This is a genomic window from Streptomyces sp. NPDC001410, assembly GCF_042895235.1.
Taxonomy (GTDB): domain Bacteria; phylum Actinomycetota; class Actinomycetes; order Streptomycetales; family Streptomycetaceae; genus Streptomyces.
The window spans coordinates 395,241-413,524 of the sequence record NZ_JBIAWE010000007.1; the positions used below are offsets into that span (position 1 = coordinate 395,241).

Below are 18,284 nucleotides of genomic sequence, written 5' to 3' on the forward strand. Positions count from 1 at the left end.
GGGAGAACCGGTCCCTCAAGGGGTCGGCACGGTTAAATATTTGTCACCAGACCTTTAGAGCTGGTCCGGGGGGCCGCAGGACGTCAGTGATGGGCGGGCAGCGTCAGCGCCCAGGCCGCCTCGCGCACGGTCCACGTCCGCCGTCGTACGGGCCCCGAGACCTGCGCGTCGGCCCGGTAGCGGAAGTCCGACCCGATCACCGTCACCGCGCGGCCACGGGCCCGCAGCGGGGTCGCCTCGGCGCCCACCGACAGCGGCCGGACCTCCACCTCGGCCATCCCGCAGGAGCCCGGCGTCACCGACACCGCCTCCACGGGCTGGTCCAGGTCCACGAGCGTCTCGCCGTCCAGCTCGACCCGGAGCCGGGAGGGGCCCGGGGCCGGTACGGCCGGCAGCCGGGGCGGGCGCGGGGCCAGGGTGCGCACCAGGGAGCGGTACGTCGTGCGCAGCCAGGGACGCCCGGAGGGGACGCCCACCGGCTCGTTGGCGCCCGAGGCCGCCCGCACCGGCGCCGGCGGGATGCCCAGCGCGCCCAGGACGACCCCGTCGCTGTCGTCCACGAGCAGGTCCAGGCGCCGCTCCGCGCCGTCCAGCACGGCCCGCGCGGCCGCGACCGCACCGGCGGGCACGCCGAGGGACTCCGCCAGGGCCGCACCCCCGACCGGGACCACCGACAGTGCACATCCGGCCAGCTCGCGATGGCGGTGCAGCAGGGTCACCGCGCGGACCAGTGCCCGGTCGTCGCCGACCACGACCGGGCGCCGGGACCCTCGCCGGCCGAGCGCCCGGGCGAATTCCTCGGGGCCGTCCGGCAGGCACACCTTGGTGGTCGCACCCGCGCTGAGCACGTCTTTCGCGATCCGTACGGACTCTCCGTCGGTTTGCCGTGCCGCCGGATCGATGATCACCAGCAGCTGTTCGGACATCGCGAAAGTCGCCACCTCGGTCCTGCCTCGCTTCCTCGGGTAGCATCTTTGTGCAAGAGCCCCTTGCGCTATTGCGCCAGGGGCTTCGTCTATTCCGGGGCATCCGGTCCGACGGTTGTGCGACCAAAGGCGGTCGCGGTGGTACGCGGCGGTGAACCTTACGCCCCTGCCCCCGACCTTGGACATGCCCCGCCCGGAAGGGGTGTACGCGCGTGCCCGCACTTGTGCTGCTCGGTGCTCAGTGGGGTGACGAAGGCAAGGGGAAGGCCACCGACCTGCTCGGTGGCTCGGTGGACTATGTAGTGCGTTACCAGGGCGGCAACAACGCCGGCCACACGGTGGTCGTCGGCGACCAGAAGTATGCACTCCACCTCCTCCCTTCCGGAATCCTCTCTCCCGGTTGTACGCCGGTCATCGGTAACGGTGTCGTCGTCGACCCGTCGGTCCTGCTCTCCGAGCTGAGCGGTCTGAACGAGCGTGGCGTCGACACGTCCAAGCTCCTGATCAGCGGTAACGCGCACATCATCACGCCGTACAACGTGACCGTCGACAAGGTGACGGAACGCTTCCTCGGCAAGCGCAAGATCGGTACGACCGGCCGCGGCATCGGCCCGACCTACGCCGACAAGATCAACCGCGTCGGCATCCGGGTCCAGGACCTGTACGACGAGTCGATCCTGCAGCAGAAGGTCGAGGCGGCCCTCGACGTCAAGAACCAGCTGCTCACCAAGCTGTACAACCGGCGCGCCATCTCCGCCGACCAGGTGGTCGAGGAGCTGCTGGGCTACGCCGAGCAGATCAAGCCGTACGTCACCGACACCGTGCTGGTCATCAACCAGGCGCTGGAGGAGGACAAGGTCGTCCTGTTCGAGGGCGGTCAGGGCACCCTGCTCGACATCGACCACGGCACGTACCCCTTCGTCACCTCCTCGAACCCGACCGCGGGCGGCGCCTGCACCGGCGCGGGCGTGGGCCCGACGAAGATCAGCCGCGTGATCGGCATCCTCAAGGCCTACACGACCCGCGTCGGCGCGGGCCCCTTCCCCACCGAACTCTTCGACGAGGACGGCGAGGCGCTGCGCCGCATCGGCGGCGAGCGGGGCGTGACGACCGGCCGTGACCGCCGCTGCGGCTGGTTCGACGCGGTCATCGCCCGCTACGCGACCCGTGTGAACGGCCTGACCGACTTCTTCCTCACCAAGCTGGACGTCCTGACCGGCTGGGAGGAGATCCCGGTCTGCGTGGCGTACGAGATCGACGGCAAGCGCGTCGAGGAGCTGCCGTACTCGCAGACCGACTTCCACCACGCGAAGCCGGTCTACGAGACCCTGCCCGGCTGGTCCGAGGACATCACCAAGGCGAAGTCCTTCTCCGACCTCCCGAAGAACGCCCAGAACTACGTCAAGGCGCTGGAGGAGATGTCCGGCGCCCCGATCTCCGCGATCGGCGTGGGTCCGGGCCGGGACGAGACGATCGAGATCAACTCGTTCCTGTAGGGCGCGGGAGGGCTCCCGCCGGGTGCCTGGACCGCCCGCCGCTCCGCCTTCGGGCGTGATCGGCGGGCGGTCTTTCGTCGTGCCCGGTGGACGTATGAGCGTCCACCGGAGCGCGCAGTGCCGGGGACCGTACGGTCGTGAGGGTCATCAGGCCGACGGCACGGACTGCTCCGATCCGGCCGTCTTCGAGGTCGCCCGGTACGACAGGGATCCGCTCCTGGTGTGCCCCGTGCGCCTCGGGCCGTCGCTGCTGATGGCGAGCGAGGCGCTGTGGCCGCCATCCACGGCATGGTGGAAGTGAGCAGGCAGGGCGAGCGTGTGCCGGTCCGCCTCGGCGGGCCGGGGCGACGTCATGTGCAATGAACTCAGAAGCGGGTAAGGGGAGTTGAGAGATACGGAGGCGTGACTGCGGTCGCGAAGAGACGGGGGAGGGGCAGGGGTGCGTGTCACACTGGCCGTGGAGACGGCGACGGGCGATCACGCGAGCGCCACGGACGACTTGTACGACTGGCTGCGCCAGGATCCCGAACTGCGCGGGCTCGTCCGGCGCGAGGCCCCGGGCGGCGTCCCGACCGGGGCGATGGGCGCGTGGAGTGAGCTGCTGACGCTGCTCCTGGCGCCCGGCGGCCCGACGGCAGCCGTGGGCGCGGCCGTCGTCGTATGGCTGCAGAACCGCCGCGGCAACGTGACCGTCACCGTCAGCCAGCCGGACGGCACGCAGGTAGTCGTCTTCTCGGAGAAAGTGCGCGGGCTGACCGCCGAGGCAACCAGCGAGCTCGCCCAGCGCGTGGCGCGGGCACTTGACCACGAGCCCGCCGGTGAGGGGACGGGCGCGGTGACGGAGCGGGAAGGTGAGTCCGGGGGCTCGCGGGAGGCGCGTTGATGGAGCCGTTACGGGGGAGGCTGGATCTGACGGGCCCCGGCTGCCACGCGGTGGTGGTCGGCACGGGAAGTCACCCGGGCGACCTGCTGCACGGCCTTCCGGCCGCCGTTTCGTCGGCACGGGCGCTGGCCGATGCCCTGCGCACCGAGTGTGGGATGGGAGACCGGGTCCGGTTCCTGCCGGATCCGCAGTCGCCGAGCGAGGTGCTCGAGGCGTTGGCGGAGGCCGCGGACCAGGCCGCTCCTCGCGAGGACCGGGCCGTGGACGGGATCGTCGTCTTCTGCTTCGTCGGTCACGGTCTGCGGGGGCCGGGAGGGCGGCTGTATCTGGCAACGGCCGCGACGAGATCCCTGACGGACACCGCGCATTCCGTGCCCTACTCGGAGGTCGAACGCTATCTGAGCGATGCGGCGGCGGACCCGGTTGTGATCCTCGACTGCTGTTTCTCCGGAAACGCCACGGAGCCCAGCCGCGCGCCTGTCTCGGACCCGTTCGGGGGCGCCCGGCCCCAGGGCAGCTACCTGCTCGGGTCGGCCCTGCGCAACACCCTGGCCTACGCCCCTGAGGGAGCCGAGCGCACCCTGTTCACCGGTCACCTGCTGGACCTGCTGCGCGAGGGCGACGCGGGCGGGCCCAGATGGCTGACCCTGAACACGGTCTACCGGCTTCTCGATCAGCGGCTCCAGAACGAAAGGCAACGTGCCGCCCGGCCGTACGGAGGCGGCACCGCACGCATGTCGGAGCTGGTCCTCACGGCCAACCACCGCTACGCGTCACGCCCAGCCACCGAAGCCGTACCGCCCACGGACGACGACTCGGACGCGGTGTGCCCGTACCCGGGCATCGTCCCGTTCCTGCCCGAGCAGCACCACCTCTTCTTCGGCCGGGAACAGGTGACCCGAGCCCTGCTCCGGCGTGTCGAGGAGACCCGGCCCGGCAAGCCGCTGCTCGTGATCGGGACATCGGGTGTCGGCAAGTCCTCGCTGCTGCGGGCCGGCCTGAGCGTGGCGGCGGAGCAGGAGGGGCTGGGGCGGGTACGGATCATGTCCGGCCCGGGTGCGCAGCCGTTCCGGGAGCTGGCCGAGACCTGGGCCGCGGCGGTGGACCGGCCGCTTGCCGACGTCGTACGCGACCTGGATCAAGGCCGCTTCAGCCGTCCTGTGGCCGGACAGCCGCCGCGGGTGCTGGTCATCGACCAGCTGGAGCAGTGCTTCACGCCCGGCGCCGACGCGACCGAACGGGAGCGGTTCGCCGCCGCCCTCACCGCAGCGGACGGCCCCCGCATCGTGCTGGTCCTGCGCGCGGACTACCACGACGACGCCCTCACGGATCCTCACCTCGCCCCTGTGGTGGAGCGGGACCACTTCACCGTGCCGGCTCTGAACGATGCCGAGATCGAACAGGCCGTCGTCGGCCCGGCGCGGCAGGTCGGCCTGGAGTGGGAGGAAGGCGTACCACGGATCCTGCGGCGCGAGGTGAACGAGGAGCGGTGGGGCGGCGGCACGGGTGACGCCGCCGGGCTGCCGTATCTGGCGTACGCCCTCCGGGAGATCTGGCTGCGGCGGCACGGCAACACGCTCACCTACGCGGCGTATCAGGACGCCGGAGGCATCCGGGACGCGGTGGCCAGAGCGGCGGACCAGATCTACGGCGGCCTCGACGACGAGGGCCGCAGGCGCCTGCGGCAGATGATGCTCGCCATGGTCCACGTGGCCGACGGGGAGGGCCGGCTGGTACGCCGCCGGGTGCCCCCGGAGGAGCAGGACGGCACCCAGGACCTGCTGCGCCGGTTCGCGGACGCCCGGCTGGTCGTCGTGGACGAGGACGGCTGGGCCCAGCTCGGCCACGATTCGCTGCTGTACGCGTGGGGCAGGCTGAGCGGCTGGATCACGGAGGTACGGGACGACCTGCTGCGCCTGCGGCGGTTGACGGAGGCGGCGGAGGGATGGGCCGCGGCGGGGCGCACGTCGAGCGGGCTGTGGACGGACGCACACCTGGCGGACGCGAAGAAACTCACCGGCGCCGATGCGGGGGAGGACGGAGAACCGGCGATTCCGCGCGTGCTGGTGCGGCAGGTGGTGCGGGACTTCGTCGGCGCGAGTGAGCGGGCGCAGCAGCGCGCCCGTCAGGCGGCGGAACGCAGAAGGCGCCGAGCACGCGCCGTGTTCGCCCTGGTCACAGCCATGGGGCTGATCGCCGGCTCGCTGGCCGCCTGGGCCTTCTACGAGAACGGACAGGCGGCGAGCCGGGAGAGGAGCCTGATCGCCAGGGAGTTGGCCACCCGGGCCGACGACATACGGGAGCGTGACCCGCTCACCGCGCTGCGGCTCAGCCTGGCCGCATACCGCACGGCGAAGACCCCGGAGACCCGCTCGAGCCTGTACACGGCGGCGACGACGGCGGCACCCGTCCAGCTCCTTCCCGCCGACGCACACCGGGAGGAGCCGGTGCTCAACCTCGCGTACAGCGCCGACGGCAAGGTGCTGGCCGCCAGTCACCGACGGGGCCGAGTGCGGCTGTGGAGCCTGTCCGGACCGCGACCCGTGGAGGCAGGCCGGTTCAAGTTCAAGGGCAGCGCGGCCATCGCGTTCCATCCGCGCACGCGCTTGCTGGCGGCGCAGTCGGAGAAGGAACTGACGCTGTGGGACACCTCGGACCCGCGCCGTCCCCGGCGGCTGTCGCGTCTCCCCCTGGAACAGAAGGGCATGACGTACTCCGTGGCGTTCAGCGGCGACGGGGAGACGCTGGCGGCGGGCAGCGCGGCGGGCCGGCTGAGGCTGTGGAACGTGAGCGATCCGGCGCATCCCGCACTGCGGATGCAGCGGACGGTCGCGGAGGCGGCCGTCATCTCGCTGGGTTTCACCCGCGACGGCGACCATCTGATCACGGGCAACGGGGTCGGCGAGGGAGCCAGTAAGGCGCCCGCACAAGTACGGCTGTGGGACCTCGCCGATCCCGATCACCCCGTGCTGCGGGACACGGAGCGAGCCGACTCGGTGATGGCCGTCGCGGCCCACCCACGGCGCGACCTGGTCGTCGCGACCGGCGGCGGAGGCAAGAGCGCCTGGTGGCGGGTGGAGGGCGGACGGCAGCTGCGGCGGGTGGCAGCGAGCTCCTTCGCGGGCTGGGGCAACGCACTCGGCATTCCGTCGCTCGCCTTCAGCAGGGACGGCAAGTTCCTCGCGGGCGCGGACCGGGGCCAGGGGATCAGCCGGGTGGACGCCACGCGCAAGGTGTCCGACCTGGCGGACTACCCACCGGAGCTCGCCAAGCTGCCGACGGGGGAGCCGGCCCAGTCGGTCGCCTACAGCCCCGACGGCCGGCTGCTGGCAGCCGGTGAGGTGGGCGGGACGATACGGCTGTGGTCTTCCGAGCACGCCTGGGCTCCGGCACTTCCGGGAAGCCTGCCCGCGGTGACCGAGGCGGGGACCAGCCCGTTCAGTGCCGACGGCGAACTGGTCATCACCAAGAGGGAGGAACCGGACTACACGACGACCACGCAGGTGTGGGACGTGGGTGATCCCGGCGGGCCGCGGCTCCGGTACACGTTCCCGAAGGGATGGGAGGCGAACTACTTCCTGACCCGTCGGCATGGCAAGCCCATGGTCCTGGCCCACTACTGGACCAAGGGGCTTCACAATTCCTTCCAGCTTTGGGAGTTCGACGGGAACGGACCTCCGAAGAAGGGCGGCAGCATCCCGCTCACCGCAAACGTCCCGTCCGCCGTCGTGAGCCCCGACGGCCTCCTCCTGGCGACGGGATCGCGGGAGGAGAGCGGCATCGCGCTGTGGGACCTCCGGGATCCGGCGAAGCCCGTGCGTCGGTCCACGATCGGCGCTCAGGTCAAGGGTGGCCTCTTCAGCACGGGAGACCTGTGGTTCGCCGGACCGCGCTCACTGGTCACCATAGAGGACGGAGAGGACCTCAGATTCTGGGACGTCTCGAACGCCGCCCACCCCCGCAAGGGAGGCAGTATCTCGGAGGGCGCGCTGGCGAAGAGCGCGATGTACGACGCGGTGTCCCAGTTGCTCGTGACGGAGGAGGCGGGGGACAACATCCGGCTCTGGGACCTCTCCCGGCCCACGCATCCCGACAAGGGCGGCTCGATACCGTCGGCGCCGGGTGACTTCTTCCCCACGGGCGCGGGGGAGTTGGCCACCACACTCCGAGACGGAACCGTCGAGTTCTGGGACGTCACCAATTACAAGCGACCCCACAGGAAGCAGCATGACGTACGGCTCGACCGGGAGGTCCAGTCGCTGACCGTGACCTCCGACGGCCGCTACGCGGTGACCGGCGACCCGTATCGCATCTGGTCCATCGGTGAGGACGGGCGCTGGCGCACTCCGGAGCTGGTCCGGCTGGACGACGTCAAGGCCGTGCGTCTCCCCCCGTCGAGCTCACCTACGGGTCTGAGGTGGCTGGCCGTCACCAAGGAGAGCCCACTGGGCGGTGACTACGACGAAGAGGTCACCTACGTGCTCGACTTCGACACCGACCGCCTCTACGAGGACATGTGCGCAGGCAACCCCGAAAGCGTCCCCGAAGACCAGTGGAAGGCGCTCCTCCCACACCTGGAGTACCGAAGGTCCTGCGACTGAGACGGCGCGAGAACCACCCCGGCCGGTCATGGACATCCTTGACCGGCACATGGGGTGCTCCTGGTTCCGCACGGAGCTGGAGGACGGAGACCATCTACGCGGGTAGTGCGTCCCTCCTTCGTCTCCAGTTCCAGGAGCCCCCTTATGCCCCTCAGCCCCATGAACCGCCGGGAGTTCGTGAAGAAGTCGGCCGTCACCGGTGCGGCGGTCGCCGCCACCGGGACCGTCGCCGCGGCGCCCGCCCAGGCGGCCGGGCTGCAGCCCGAAAAGGCGCCCCGCACCTGGTCGTTCTCCATCCTGGGCACCACCGACCTGCACAGCCACGTCTTCGACTGGGACTACTACAAGGACGCCGCCTACACCGACAAGGCGGGCAACTCCGTGGGTGTGGCCCGGGTGGCCACCCTGATCAAGCAGCAGCGGGAGGCGAAGGGCGAGCACCGTGTGCTGCTCGTCGACGCCGGCGACATCATCCAGGGCACCTCGCTGGCCTACTACTTCGCGCGCGTCGACCCGATCACCGGCACCGACGGCAAGCGCGGCCCCAAGCACCCGATGGCCGTCGCCATGAACCACATGCGCTACGACGCCGCCGCCCTCGGCAACCACGAGTTCAACTACGGCATCGACACGCTGCGCAAGTTCGAGAGCCAGTGTCGCTTCCCGCTGCTCGGCGCCAACGCGCTGGACGCGAAGACGCTGCGCCCCGCCTTCCAGCCGTACACCGTGAAGCGGATCTGCGTGCCGGGTGCCCCGGACATCAAGGTCGGCATCCTGGGCCTCACCAACCCCGGCATCGCGCTGTGGGACAAGGACAACGTCAGCGGCAAGATGGTGTTCCCGGGCCTGGTCGAGCAGGCGAAGAAGTACGTGCCACGGATGCGCGCGCTCGGCTGTGACGTGGTGTTCCTGACGGACCACTCGGGCCTGGACGGCTCCTCGTCCTGGGGCGACTCGCTCCCGTACGTCGAGAACGCCTCGAACCTGGTGGCCGAGCAGGTGCCGGGCATCGACGCGATCCTGGTGGGCCACACGCACGTCGAGGTGCCCTCGTACACGGTGAAGAACGCGGAGACCGGAGAGGAGGTCCTCCTCTCCGAGCCGTACTGCTGGGGCTACCGCCTGAGCGTCTTCGACTTCGAACTCGAACTCCACCACGGCCAGTGGAAGGTGACGAGCAAGACGGCGCAGACCCTCAACCCCAAGGACGTGGACGAGGACCCGGAGATCAAGAAGCTCCTGGAGGCCGACCACGAGCTGGTCGTGAAGTACGTGAACACGGCGGTCGGCACCTGCACGCAGGACCTCTCCGCGGCGGAGTCCTGCTGGAAGGACGTGCCGATCATGGACTTCATCCACAAGGTCCAGATGGAGACGGTGAAGGCCGGACTCTCGGCCTCGGACGCGGCGCTCCCGCTGATCTCGGTCGCCGCGCCCTTCAGCCGCACGGCCGACATTCCCCAGGGCAACGTCACCATCAAGGACATCGCCGGGCTCTACATCTACGACAACACCCTGTACGGCAAGAAGCTGACGGGTGCCCAGCTCAAGAACTACCTGGAGTTCGGGGCGAAGTACTACTACCAGGTCCCGGCCGGCACGAAGGTCGACACCGCGACCCTCACCAACGCCAACAAGTTCTGGGACTACATGTACGACACGGCGGCGGGCGTCGACTACGAGATCGACATCGCGCAGCCCGAGGGCTCCCGGATCAAGAACCTCACCTACAACGGTGCCCCGGTCGCCGACGACCAGGTCTTCGTCGTAGCGGTCAACAACTACCGGGCGAACGGCGGTTCGGGCTACCCGCACATCGCCTCGGCGCCGATCGCCTACAGCTCCACCAACGAGATCCGCCAGCTGATGATCGACTACGTGACGGCGAAGAAGGCGCTCGACCCGGCGGACTTCGCGGACGTGAACTGGAAGCTGACGCAGGACGGGACACCGGTGTTCTGAGCAGGCCGTCAGCCGTGGATCTGTCTCACGTCGCCGCTGGGACAGATCCACCCGTTGCAGCATGCCGGGGTGGGGAGGCTGGGCCGAGCGGTGGGCTGTCGCGTGTCGGTCGGGCGGGATGCGGGGCGGTTGTGCTCACAGTGGCGTTCGGGGTGGGGATCTGCCTGTCCTCGGGTCCTTGAGGGAGCGTCATGCGGGTGCGTCTGATCAAGTCGCTGGTCGCGGCTGCCGTGGTGCTGGCGAGTGTGGTCGCCGGGTCTCCGGCTGCTCAGCCGCGGACCTCGGCCCAGCCTGTCTGCGCGGACCCGCACGACCCTGATCGGGCGTTCTGCCAGTCGATGGTCCGTACCGACGTGAGCGCGACGGGAGTCCTTCAGCCGCGCCAGCGGCCCGCCGGCTACGGACCGCAGGAGATTCAGAGCGCCTACGGGCTGCCCTCTGCCGCCCCGGGAGGGACGGTGGCCATCACCATCGCCTATCACGATCCGAACCTGGAGAGTGATCTGGCCGTCTACCGCAGCCAGTTCGGCCTGGCGCCGTGCACGAAGGCCAACGGGTGCCTGCGCGTGATCAACCAGTACGGCAAGCCCACGCCGCTCCCGGCCACCACGGACCCCGGCTGGGCAATGGAAGAGTCCCTGGACGTGGACGCGGTCAGCGCGGCCTGTCCACAGTGCAAGATTCTGGTCGTCGAGGCCGCCGACAACCTCACCGGCAGCATGCTCTCGGCGGTCGACCAGGCCGCAGCGCAGGGCGCGAAGTTCGTGGCCAACAGCTGGGCTGCCAGTGAGTACTCGGGCGAGGGCTCACTCGACTTCCACTTCCGGAACCGCCCAGGCGTCGCCTTCGCCTTCGCCTCGGGCGACACCGGAGGCCAAACCCTCTACCCTTCCGCCTCGCCCTACGTCACCTCGGTGGGCGGCACCACGCTGAGCAGGACCTCTACCGGGCGCTTCTCCGAAAGCGCCTGGAGCGGCGGCGGCAACGGCTGCTCTGTGTTCGAACCCAAGCCGTCCTTCCAGCATGACAGGTTCTGCCCCAGCAAGCGCACCACCGTCGATGTCTCCGCAGACGCGAATCCCGCTACCGGCTTGGCGGTGTACGACACGGTCCCCCTCTCCGGCCGCTCCGGCTGGATGATCGTCGGAGGCACCAGTCTCGCCGCGCCGCTGATCGCCGGCATGTACGCCCTGGCCGGCACGCCCGCCGCCGGCACTTACCCCAACTCCTACCCCTACGCGCACCCCCAGAACTTCTACGACATCGTCACCGGCTGCGCCGGCACGTTCTGCGCGGGTACGGGATACGACCCGCCCACGGGCATCGGCGCGCCCCGCGGCGTCGGCGGCCTGCGCTAAGAAGGCCCTCCAGAGCTGTCCGAAGGTCACCGTGGACGGGGTGGTGGGTTCCGGCGTCGACGGCCAGAGGGGTCCCGACACCACCCGGCACCTCCAGCAGGCGCTCAACGCGGACACCTTCTGATCCGGGCAGCCGGGTTCAGCTGAACACGATCATCGACCCCTGCGCCAGGGACCGCGTCGCCGCCGCGTGCAGACCGAGCCACACGTGGCGCTCGCGGGCGAAGGGGCTGGGGTCGTAGGGCGCCGGTACCGCGGGCTCCTCCAGTTCGGTGGGGGCCGCCGGCGGTGCCGGTGCCGCCGGCGGGTTGGCCGGGTCGATGCCGATCGTCGGGGCGACGAGTTCGAGTTCCCTGAGCAGGGACTGGGAGGAGCCCAAGGGGCCGCCGCCGGCGAGGAGTTCGTCGCTGGACAGTGGGTGCGGGAAGTCGACCGGGACGTAGGCGCCCGCGTGGTCGTAGTGCCACACCAGGTGGGACTGCTGGGCCGTCGACTCGAACATCTCCAGCAGCTGCTCGTAGTCACCGCCCAGCTCGCCCACCGGGGTCACCGGCAGCCCGCACACCTGGAGCAGGTAGGCCCGGCGCAGGAAGTGCAGCGCGTCGTAGTCGAAGCCGGCCACCGGGGCGACGTCGCCGGACAGGCCCGGCATGTACTGGTACACCGGCACCGGTGGGAGACCGGCCGCGGCCAGCGCGTTGTTGTAGTGCGCGAGTTCCTCGGCGAACGGGTTGTCCGGGGTGTGGCACAACACGTCGACGAGCGGGACCAGCCACAGGTCACAGGCCAAAGGACAGCTCCTAGTGTGGGTCGATCAGAGGCCGCACTCCGCGGGGCAGGGCGTTCAGGAAGCGTAATCGCTGAGGGCCATGTCGAGGCCCCCTGGTGCGACTTCTACCCTCTGTCCGGCTTGTTCGCACGGCACGTGACGTAGCCGATCAGGGCTGCTCGGCCAGGCTCTCGATGAGCGCGAGGGAGTGGGTGTTGGCCGCGGCCACGATGGCCCTGGCCGCCTCGGCGTCGCGGCGGGCCAGGGCGTCGACCAGTTCGGTGTGGTCGGCCCACAGGTGGTGGCGCACGTCGGGGAGGCGGCGCAGGTGCTGGACCGCGCAGACCCAGGACTGGACCCGCAGGCGGTGCAGGAAGTCGGCCAGGTAGGGGTTGCCGAACAGGCCGCTCAGTTCGCGCCAGAAGCGCAGGTCGTAGCCGATCAGCACGGTCAGGTCACCGGCCGCCGCGGCCCGCTGGGCCTCCTCGCCGCGCCGGCGGACCGTCGCCAGGGCCGCCGCCGTCCGCGGGTCCTCCGCGGCGGTGAAGGCCGGGTGGTGGGTGGTGAGAGCCTGGAACATGCCGTCGGTGACCAGGCTGCGGGCCTCGATCATGCCCCGGTAGTCGGCCGGCGAGTACTCGGGGACGCGGAAGCCGCGGTGCTGGTCGGCCTCCAGGATGCCCTGCGCGGACAGGTCGACCAGCGCCTCGCGGACCGGGGTCGCCGAGACGCCGTACTGGTCGGCGATCTCCTTGACCGTGACCGCCCGGCCCGGCTGCAGCCGCCCCGCCAGCACCTCGTCACGCAGCGCGTCCGCGATCTGCTGGCGCAGGGTGTTGCGCGTCACGGCGCCGTTGCCGGGCATCGTCCGGGCCTCTCCTCACACGTATGGGTGACGCACTCGTAGGTGCTCGTCATCTCTTACGAGCACGTCACCTTACGCGTTCGGGTCGCCCCGGCGGCAGCTGCCGTTCGGTTACGCGGTGTACTCGTCGGCGACGCCCAGCGCCGCGTCCAGGGCCGCCAGGCCCTCCTTCAGCTCGGCCTCGGAGACGTTGCAGGGCGGGACGATGTGGGTTCGGTTCATGTTGATGAAGGGCCACAGTCCGTGCTGCTTGGCGGCGGCACCGAACGCGGCCATGGGGGCGTTCGCCTCGCCGGCCGCGTTGTAGGGCACCAGCGGCTCCCGGGTCTCCCGGTTCTTCACCAGGTCCAGCGCCCAGAACATGCCGACGCCACGGACCTCGCCGACGCTCGGGTGCCGCTCGGCCAGCTCGGCCAGGGCGGGACCGACGACGCTCTCGCCGAGCCGCTTGGCGTTCTCGACGACGCCCTCCTGCGCCATCACGTTGATCGTGGCGACGGCGGCGGCGCAGGCCAGCGGGTGCCCGGAGTAGGTGAGCCCGCCCGGGTAGGCCCGCTTGCCGAAGGTCTCGGCGATCTTCTCGGAGATGGCCACACCGCCGAGGGGCACGTAACCCGAGTTCACACCCTTGGCGAAGGTCATCAGGTCCGGCACGACACCGAACAGGTCCGCCGCGAACCACTCACCGGTCCGCCCGAACCCGGCCATGACCTCGTCCAGGATGAACACGATCCCGTACTTGTCGCAGATCTCCCGGACGCCGGCCAGATAGCCCGGCGGCGGGACCATGATCCCGGCGGTGCCGGGCACGGTCTCCAGGATGATCGCGGCGACCGTCCCCGGCCCCTCGAAGGCGATCGTCGTCTCCAGGTGCTCCAGCGCCCGCGCGGTCTCCTGCTCCTCGGTCTCGGAGTAGAAGCGGGAGCGGTAGAGGTAGGGCGCCCAGAAGTGGAGGACACCGGCGCTGCCGGTGTCGGAGGGCCAGCGGCGCGGGTCACCGGTGATGTTCACGGCCTGCTGGGTGCCGCCGTGGTACGAGCGGTACGCCGAGAGCACCTTCGGGCGACCCGTGTGCAGCCGGGCCATGCGCACCGCGTGCTCGACGGCGTCGGCGCCGCCGTTGGTGAAGAAGATCTTGTCCAGGTCGCCGGGGGTCCGCTCGGCGATCAGCCGGGCCGCCTCCGAGCGCGCCTCGACGGCGAACGCGGGCGCGAACGTCGTCATCTTCGCCGCCTGCTCCTGGATCGCGGCGACGACCTTGGGGTGCTGGTAGCCGATGTTGGTGAAGACGAGTCCGCTGGTGAAGTCCAGGTAACGCCTGCCGTCGTAGTCCCAGAAGTACGACCCCTCGGCGCCGGCGACGGCGAGCGGGTCGATGAGGTCCTGGGCGGACCAGGAGTGGAAGACATGCGCACGGTCCGCGGCCTTCACCGCGGCGCCGGCTTCGGGGCTGAGCTGAGGGGTCATGCGGGCGAGCGTAAATGTCCGGGATGCGGACGCGACATCGGCGTCTTGTTCCGTGGGCGGGGCTTTTCCGCGACAGGTTGTCGACGTGGTCTACGTGGGCGACGTGCGACGGCACCGCCGTTACTGAACCGTAGACCCAGGTCCGCGCGGCTCCCCGTGCGATCGCACTATTCTCGGTCCGTTGCAGACCTATGGGGGGAAGGCGGCGCGGGGATGGACAAGCTGGGTCCGGGGGATCCGCAGCGGATCGGGGCGTACCGGCTGCTCGCGCGGCTCGGCGCGGGCGGTATGGGGCATGTGTACCTGGCCCGGTCGGACCGGGGCCGTACGGTCGCCGTGAAGCTGGTCCGCGAGGAGCTGGCCGAGCAGGAGGAGTTCCGGGCGCGGTTCCGGCAGGAGGTGACGGCCGCGCGGCGGGTCGGCGGGCACTGGACCGCGCCCGTGCTGGACGCGGACACCGAGGCCGCGGTGCCCTGGGTGGCCACCGGCTATGTCGCCGGGCCCAGCCTGCAGCAGGTCGTCTCACACGATCACGGGGCGCTGCCCGAGCGGTCGGTACGGATCCTCGCGGCGGGGCTTGCGCACGCGCTCAAGGACATCCATGCGGCGGGGATCGTGCACCGGGATCTGAAGCCGTCCAACGTGCTCGTCACCATCGACGGGCCGCGGGTGATCGACTTCGGGATCGCGCGGGCGATGGAGACCATGGCGGGGGACGGGCTGACCCGTACCGGGTCGCTGGTGGGGTCGCCCGGGTTCATGGCGCCCGAGCAGGTGCGGGGGGATCGGATCACGCCCGCGTGCGATGTCTTCTGCCTGGGGTCCGTGCTCGCCTATGCCTCCACCGGGGTGCTGCCCTTCGGCGGTGCCAACAGTGGGGTGCATGCCCTGATGTTCCGGATCGCTCAGGAGGAGCCGGATCTGGAGGGGGTGCCGGAGGGGATCGCGGATCTGGTGCGGGACTGCTTGAAGAAGGATCCCGCTGCTCGGCCTTCGCTGGACCGGATTCTGGAGCGGACGGGGGCGGAGGACACGGTGTCCGGGGGGCGGTCCCGGGATCCCTGGCTGCCGGGGGCGTTGGTGGCGCAGTTGGGGCGGCATGCGGTGCAGCTGCTGGATGCGGAGGATCCTTCGCCGAGCACCCGGCCTTCGGCCGGGTCTGGGTTCCCACCCGCACCACCCGTGCAGCAATCGTCGTCGGGTGCGGGTGGCCCCGGTGGGGCGGATTCGCCGTCGGCGGGTGCGGGTGCGGATGCGGGTGCGCCAGGGGGTCCGGGTGCGGCTGCGGGTGCGCCGGGGGGTGCGGGGGTGCCGGGGGTGGCTGCTCCTGCTTGGGTGCGTCAGCAGGGGGGTGGTGGGTCGCCTGAGCATGCTTCTGCTGCTGATGATGGTTCTGCGGCGCCGCCCTCGCCCTCGATGCCGGGTGGTGGGGCCGTCAATCATCTTCCGACCCTGGTGTCCGGGCAGACCCCGCCGCCCGGTCCGCCTCCCGCCGCCCCGGGGTACGGTGCGGCGGCCGGGCCGTATGCCTCGCCGGGGCAGTACGGGTATCCGCAGCAGCCCCAGCAGCATCCTCAGCCCCATGCCGCCGCCTACGGCTACCCGCAGCAGCCGTACAACCCCTACGGCGGGGGTGGGCTCGGTTCCACCCCGCCCTACGGGCCGCCGCCGGTCGGGGTTCCGCAGGAGCCCGAGCGGCGGAACGGGCGGTCCACCGCGTTGCTCGTCGTGATCGCGTTGGTGGTTGCGCTTGGTGCGGGTGGGTCGGTGTATGCGCTCATGAATCGTGGTGCGGATGACGGCAAGGCCGGGGGGACTGTCAGTCCTGCGCCTACGGTCACCACCACCGCGCCGGGCGGTACCTCGCCGGCGCCCACTCCCACGACCTCGGCGCCGTCCTCCTCCGCGCCCGCGGACGGGGTGATCCCGGCCGGGTACCTCGGCACCTGGGAGACCACGATCGACAACTCCAGCGGGACCAACACCCGGCAACTGACCATCCAGCAGGGGAAGGTGGGCGACACCGTCCTCACGCTCGTCGCGGACGGGCCCACCGAGGGCGGTGGCACGTACCACTGCGTGTTCGAGGCGGAACTCACCGAACAGCCGGGCAACAACGGGCCGTTGGAGATCGGGCCGTCGAGCGTCAGCTCCGGCGAGCCGCTGTCCTCCTGCTCGCCGGGTGAGGCCACCGAGGTCACGCTGCTGTCGGACGGGCGGCTGAAGCGGGTGAAGAGGAGCGGCGGGGAGAGCCTGACGTACACCAAGCAGTGAGGTGAACCCGCCTTCCTGTCACGGCTGTTGAACGTTGGGCGAACTTCGGCCCACGCGTCCGGTTCGTCCCCTTCTTCGCGCGTACCGTGACCCCACCATCCGACTCCGGGGAGTGGCGGGGGCACCCACATGGAGTGGCTGAGCGCGGAGAACGTCGTCGCCATCGGCACGGCGGTGCTGGGCATCGTCGCGTCCGCGGGCATGGTCTGGTACGAGCGCCGGGTGCCGCGCCGCAAGCGCGTGGGCTACCGCGTGCAGATGGACAACCCCATCGGCGACGACGTCCGCTCGGGCCGGGCCAACCGCCGGCTCGGCCTCTTTCTCTTCGACGGGGCGCCGGACATGAGCGACGCCACCCTCGTGCTGCTCCGCATCGAGAACGACGGCTCGCAGGGCATCGACCGCGACGACTACACCAGCCCCGAGCGCCATGGGCTGACCGCGGTGTTCACGGACCGTACGGTGCGCGGTGTGTCGGTCACCCAGCCGACCGACACCGACCATCTGATGGACCACTTCACCGCCGAGCGCGGCTTCGGGTACGAGGGCAACACCCTGCGCATCCCGCGTGTCCCGCTGAACCGGGGCGACCACTTCAAGCTGCTCGTGCTGCTGTCCGGCGGGGACGTCGGCCGGGAGATCCGGATCGTCGGCGGGATCAGGGACGGCGAGGTCCATCCCAACCGCAGCGCCACGCCCGACGACAAGCCGCCGCTGTTCAGCCGGGCGTCCCGGATGATCACCCTCATGCTCACGGTGTGCGTGGTGACCCTGGCGGCGATCGTCGTGGCCCGCGACGACACGCCACCGCCGATCGGCTGCGAGAAGGGCACGCTGACCCTCACGGGGTCGACCGCGTTCGAGCCGGTGATGCGGGAGGTGGCGAAGAAGTACGAGGAGGACTGCGCGGGGGCGACCGTCACGGTGGATCCGCATGGATCGACCGTGGGGATAAGGGAGTTGGTCATCGCCGGCACCCGGGCCAAGGGGCACGGCTCACCGCCGTTGATCGCCCTGTCCGACGGGCCCGAACCCGCCGACATGCCGGAGCTGCGCGATAACCGCGTCGCTCTGTCGGTCTTCGCACTGGTGGTGAACGACGACGTGGGTCTGACGAACCTCTCCACGGCGGACGTACGGCGCCTCTACCAGGGCGAGATCACCAACTGGCGGCAGCTGGGCGGGCGTTCGCTGCCCGTGCACCTGGTCAGCCGGGACGCCAACTCCGGTACCCGGCAGGTCTTCCAGCGGCGTGTGCTGGGGCGGGGCGAGATGGCGAACTCCTCCGTCGACTGCGTCAACAAGGACTACCCGACGGCCCCGGTGACCCGGTGCGAACTCGACTCCACGGACCAGGTGCTGACCCAGGTGGCCAGACTTCCCGGTGCGATCGGCTACAGCGAACTCAACCTGGCCGGCCGGGCGAAGGGTCTCCACGCCCTCTCCCTGGACGGCAACGCCCCCTCGGTGGACGCCATCGAACACGGCCACAGCCCCTACCCGTACCGAGAGATCGAGTACGCCTACACCTACGGCCGGCCGCCCGCGGACTCGCTGGCGTCGAGCTTCCTGACGTACCTGTCCAGAGGGGACGGCCAGAACATCGTCCGCACGCACGGCCACGTCCCGTGCTGGACTCCAGAGGGCATGAAACTGTGCGCGTAGCCGGTCGAAGCGTCGGGT

12 protein-coding genes are annotated in these 18,284 nt (G+C 70.5%); 7 read left to right on the forward strand and 5 right to left on the reverse strand.

What is annotated here, in order from left to right; all coding sequences use genetic code 11:
* Positions 1-83: 83 nt before the first annotated feature.
* The gene (locus ACFY3C_RS18080; protein WP_390771414.1) at positions 84-926 is read right to left on the reverse strand and encodes a diacylglycerol kinase; all 843 of its coding nucleotides are present in this window, start codon (positions 924-926) and stop codon (positions 84-86) included.
* Positions 927-1,138: 212 nt separating this feature from the next.
* On the opposite strand from ACFY3C_RS18080, the gene ACFY3C_RS18085 reads away from it, so the two are divergent.
* The gene (locus ACFY3C_RS18085; RefSeq protein ID WP_390771415.1) at positions 1,139-2,422 is read left to right on the forward strand and encodes an adenylosuccinate synthase; all 1,284 of its coding nucleotides are present in this window, start codon (positions 1,139-1,141) and stop codon (positions 2,420-2,422) included.
* A 147-nt stretch (positions 2,423-2,569) separates the two neighbouring features.
* On the opposite strand, the gene ACFY3C_RS18090 is transcribed toward ACFY3C_RS18085, so the two are convergent.
* Positions 2,570-2,776 carry a hypothetical protein gene (locus tag ACFY3C_RS18090; RefSeq protein ID WP_390771416.1) on the reverse strand — a complete coding sequence of 69 codons (207 nt, stop codon included), beginning with the start codon at positions 2,774-2,776 and terminating at the stop codon, positions 2,570-2,572.
* An 85-nt stretch (positions 2,777-2,861) separates the two neighbouring features.
* Between ACFY3C_RS18090 and ACFY3C_RS18095 the strand changes: the two genes are divergently transcribed.
* The 4 genes from ACFY3C_RS18095 (at position 2,862) to ACFY3C_RS18110 (ending at position 11,226) form a co-directional block, all read left to right on the forward strand.
* Positions 2,862-3,305 carry a hypothetical protein gene (locus ACFY3C_RS18095; protein ID WP_390771417.1) on the forward strand — a complete coding sequence of 148 codons (444 nt, stop codon included), beginning with the start codon at positions 2,862-2,864 and terminating at the stop codon, positions 3,303-3,305.
* A complete protein-coding gene (locus ACFY3C_RS18100) occupies positions 3,305-7,906 on the forward strand; it encodes an AAA family ATPase (protein WP_390771418.1) in 4,602 nt (1,533 codons plus the stop codon). The genes ACFY3C_RS18095 and ACFY3C_RS18100 overlap by 1 nt, the downstream gene beginning before the upstream one ends.
* A gap of 144 nt (positions 7,907-8,050) precedes the next feature.
* The gene (locus ACFY3C_RS18105; protein ID WP_390771419.1) at positions 8,051-9,868 is read left to right on the forward strand and encodes a bifunctional metallophosphatase/5'-nucleotidase; all 1,818 of its coding nucleotides are present in this window, start codon (positions 8,051-8,053) and stop codon (positions 9,866-9,868) included.
* Positions 9,869-10,059: 191 nt separating this feature from the next.
* Complete coding sequence (locus ACFY3C_RS18110; protein ID WP_390771420.1) at positions 10,060-11,226, forward strand: S8 family serine peptidase; 1,167 nt, start codon at positions 10,060-10,062, stop codon at positions 11,224-11,226.
* A gap of 139 nt (positions 11,227-11,365) precedes the next feature.
* Here ACFY3C_RS18110 and ACFY3C_RS18115 read toward each other — a convergent pair whose 3' ends face one another.
* The 3 genes from ACFY3C_RS18115 to ACFY3C_RS18125 all read right to left on the reverse strand — a co-directional run bounded on the left by ACFY3C_RS18115 (position 11,366) and on the right by ACFY3C_RS18125 (position 14,327).
* On the reverse strand, positions 11,366-12,016 hold the full coding sequence (locus tag ACFY3C_RS18115; RefSeq protein ID WP_389188967.1) for a hypothetical protein: 651 nt from the start codon (positions 12,014-12,016) through the stop codon (positions 11,366-11,368).
* Between the two features lie 148 nt (positions 12,017-12,164).
* Positions 12,165-12,860, reverse strand: coding sequence for a GntR family transcriptional regulator (locus ACFY3C_RS18120; protein WP_386573060.1), 696 nt, complete (start codon positions 12,858-12,860; stop codon positions 12,165-12,167).
* A 111-nt stretch (positions 12,861-12,971) separates the two neighbouring features.
* A complete protein-coding gene (locus ACFY3C_RS18125; RefSeq protein WP_390771421.1) occupies positions 12,972-14,327 on the reverse strand; it encodes an aspartate aminotransferase family protein in 1,356 nt (451 codons plus the stop codon).
* Between the two features lie 213 nt (positions 14,328-14,540).
* Between ACFY3C_RS18125 and ACFY3C_RS18130 the strand changes: the two genes are divergently transcribed.
* Together ACFY3C_RS18130 and ACFY3C_RS18135 are read left to right on the forward strand one after the other, a co-directional pair.
* Positions 14,541-16,601 carry a protein kinase gene (locus tag ACFY3C_RS18130; RefSeq protein WP_390771422.1) on the forward strand — a complete coding sequence of 687 codons (2,061 nt, stop codon included), beginning with the start codon at positions 14,541-14,543 and terminating at the stop codon, positions 16,599-16,601.
* A gap of 129 nt (positions 16,602-16,730) precedes the next feature.
* On the forward strand, positions 16,731-18,266 hold the full coding sequence (locus ACFY3C_RS18135) for a substrate-binding domain-containing protein (RefSeq protein ID WP_390771423.1): 1,536 nt from the start codon (positions 16,731-16,733) through the stop codon (positions 18,264-18,266).
* Positions 18,267-18,284 lie beyond the last annotated feature (18 nt).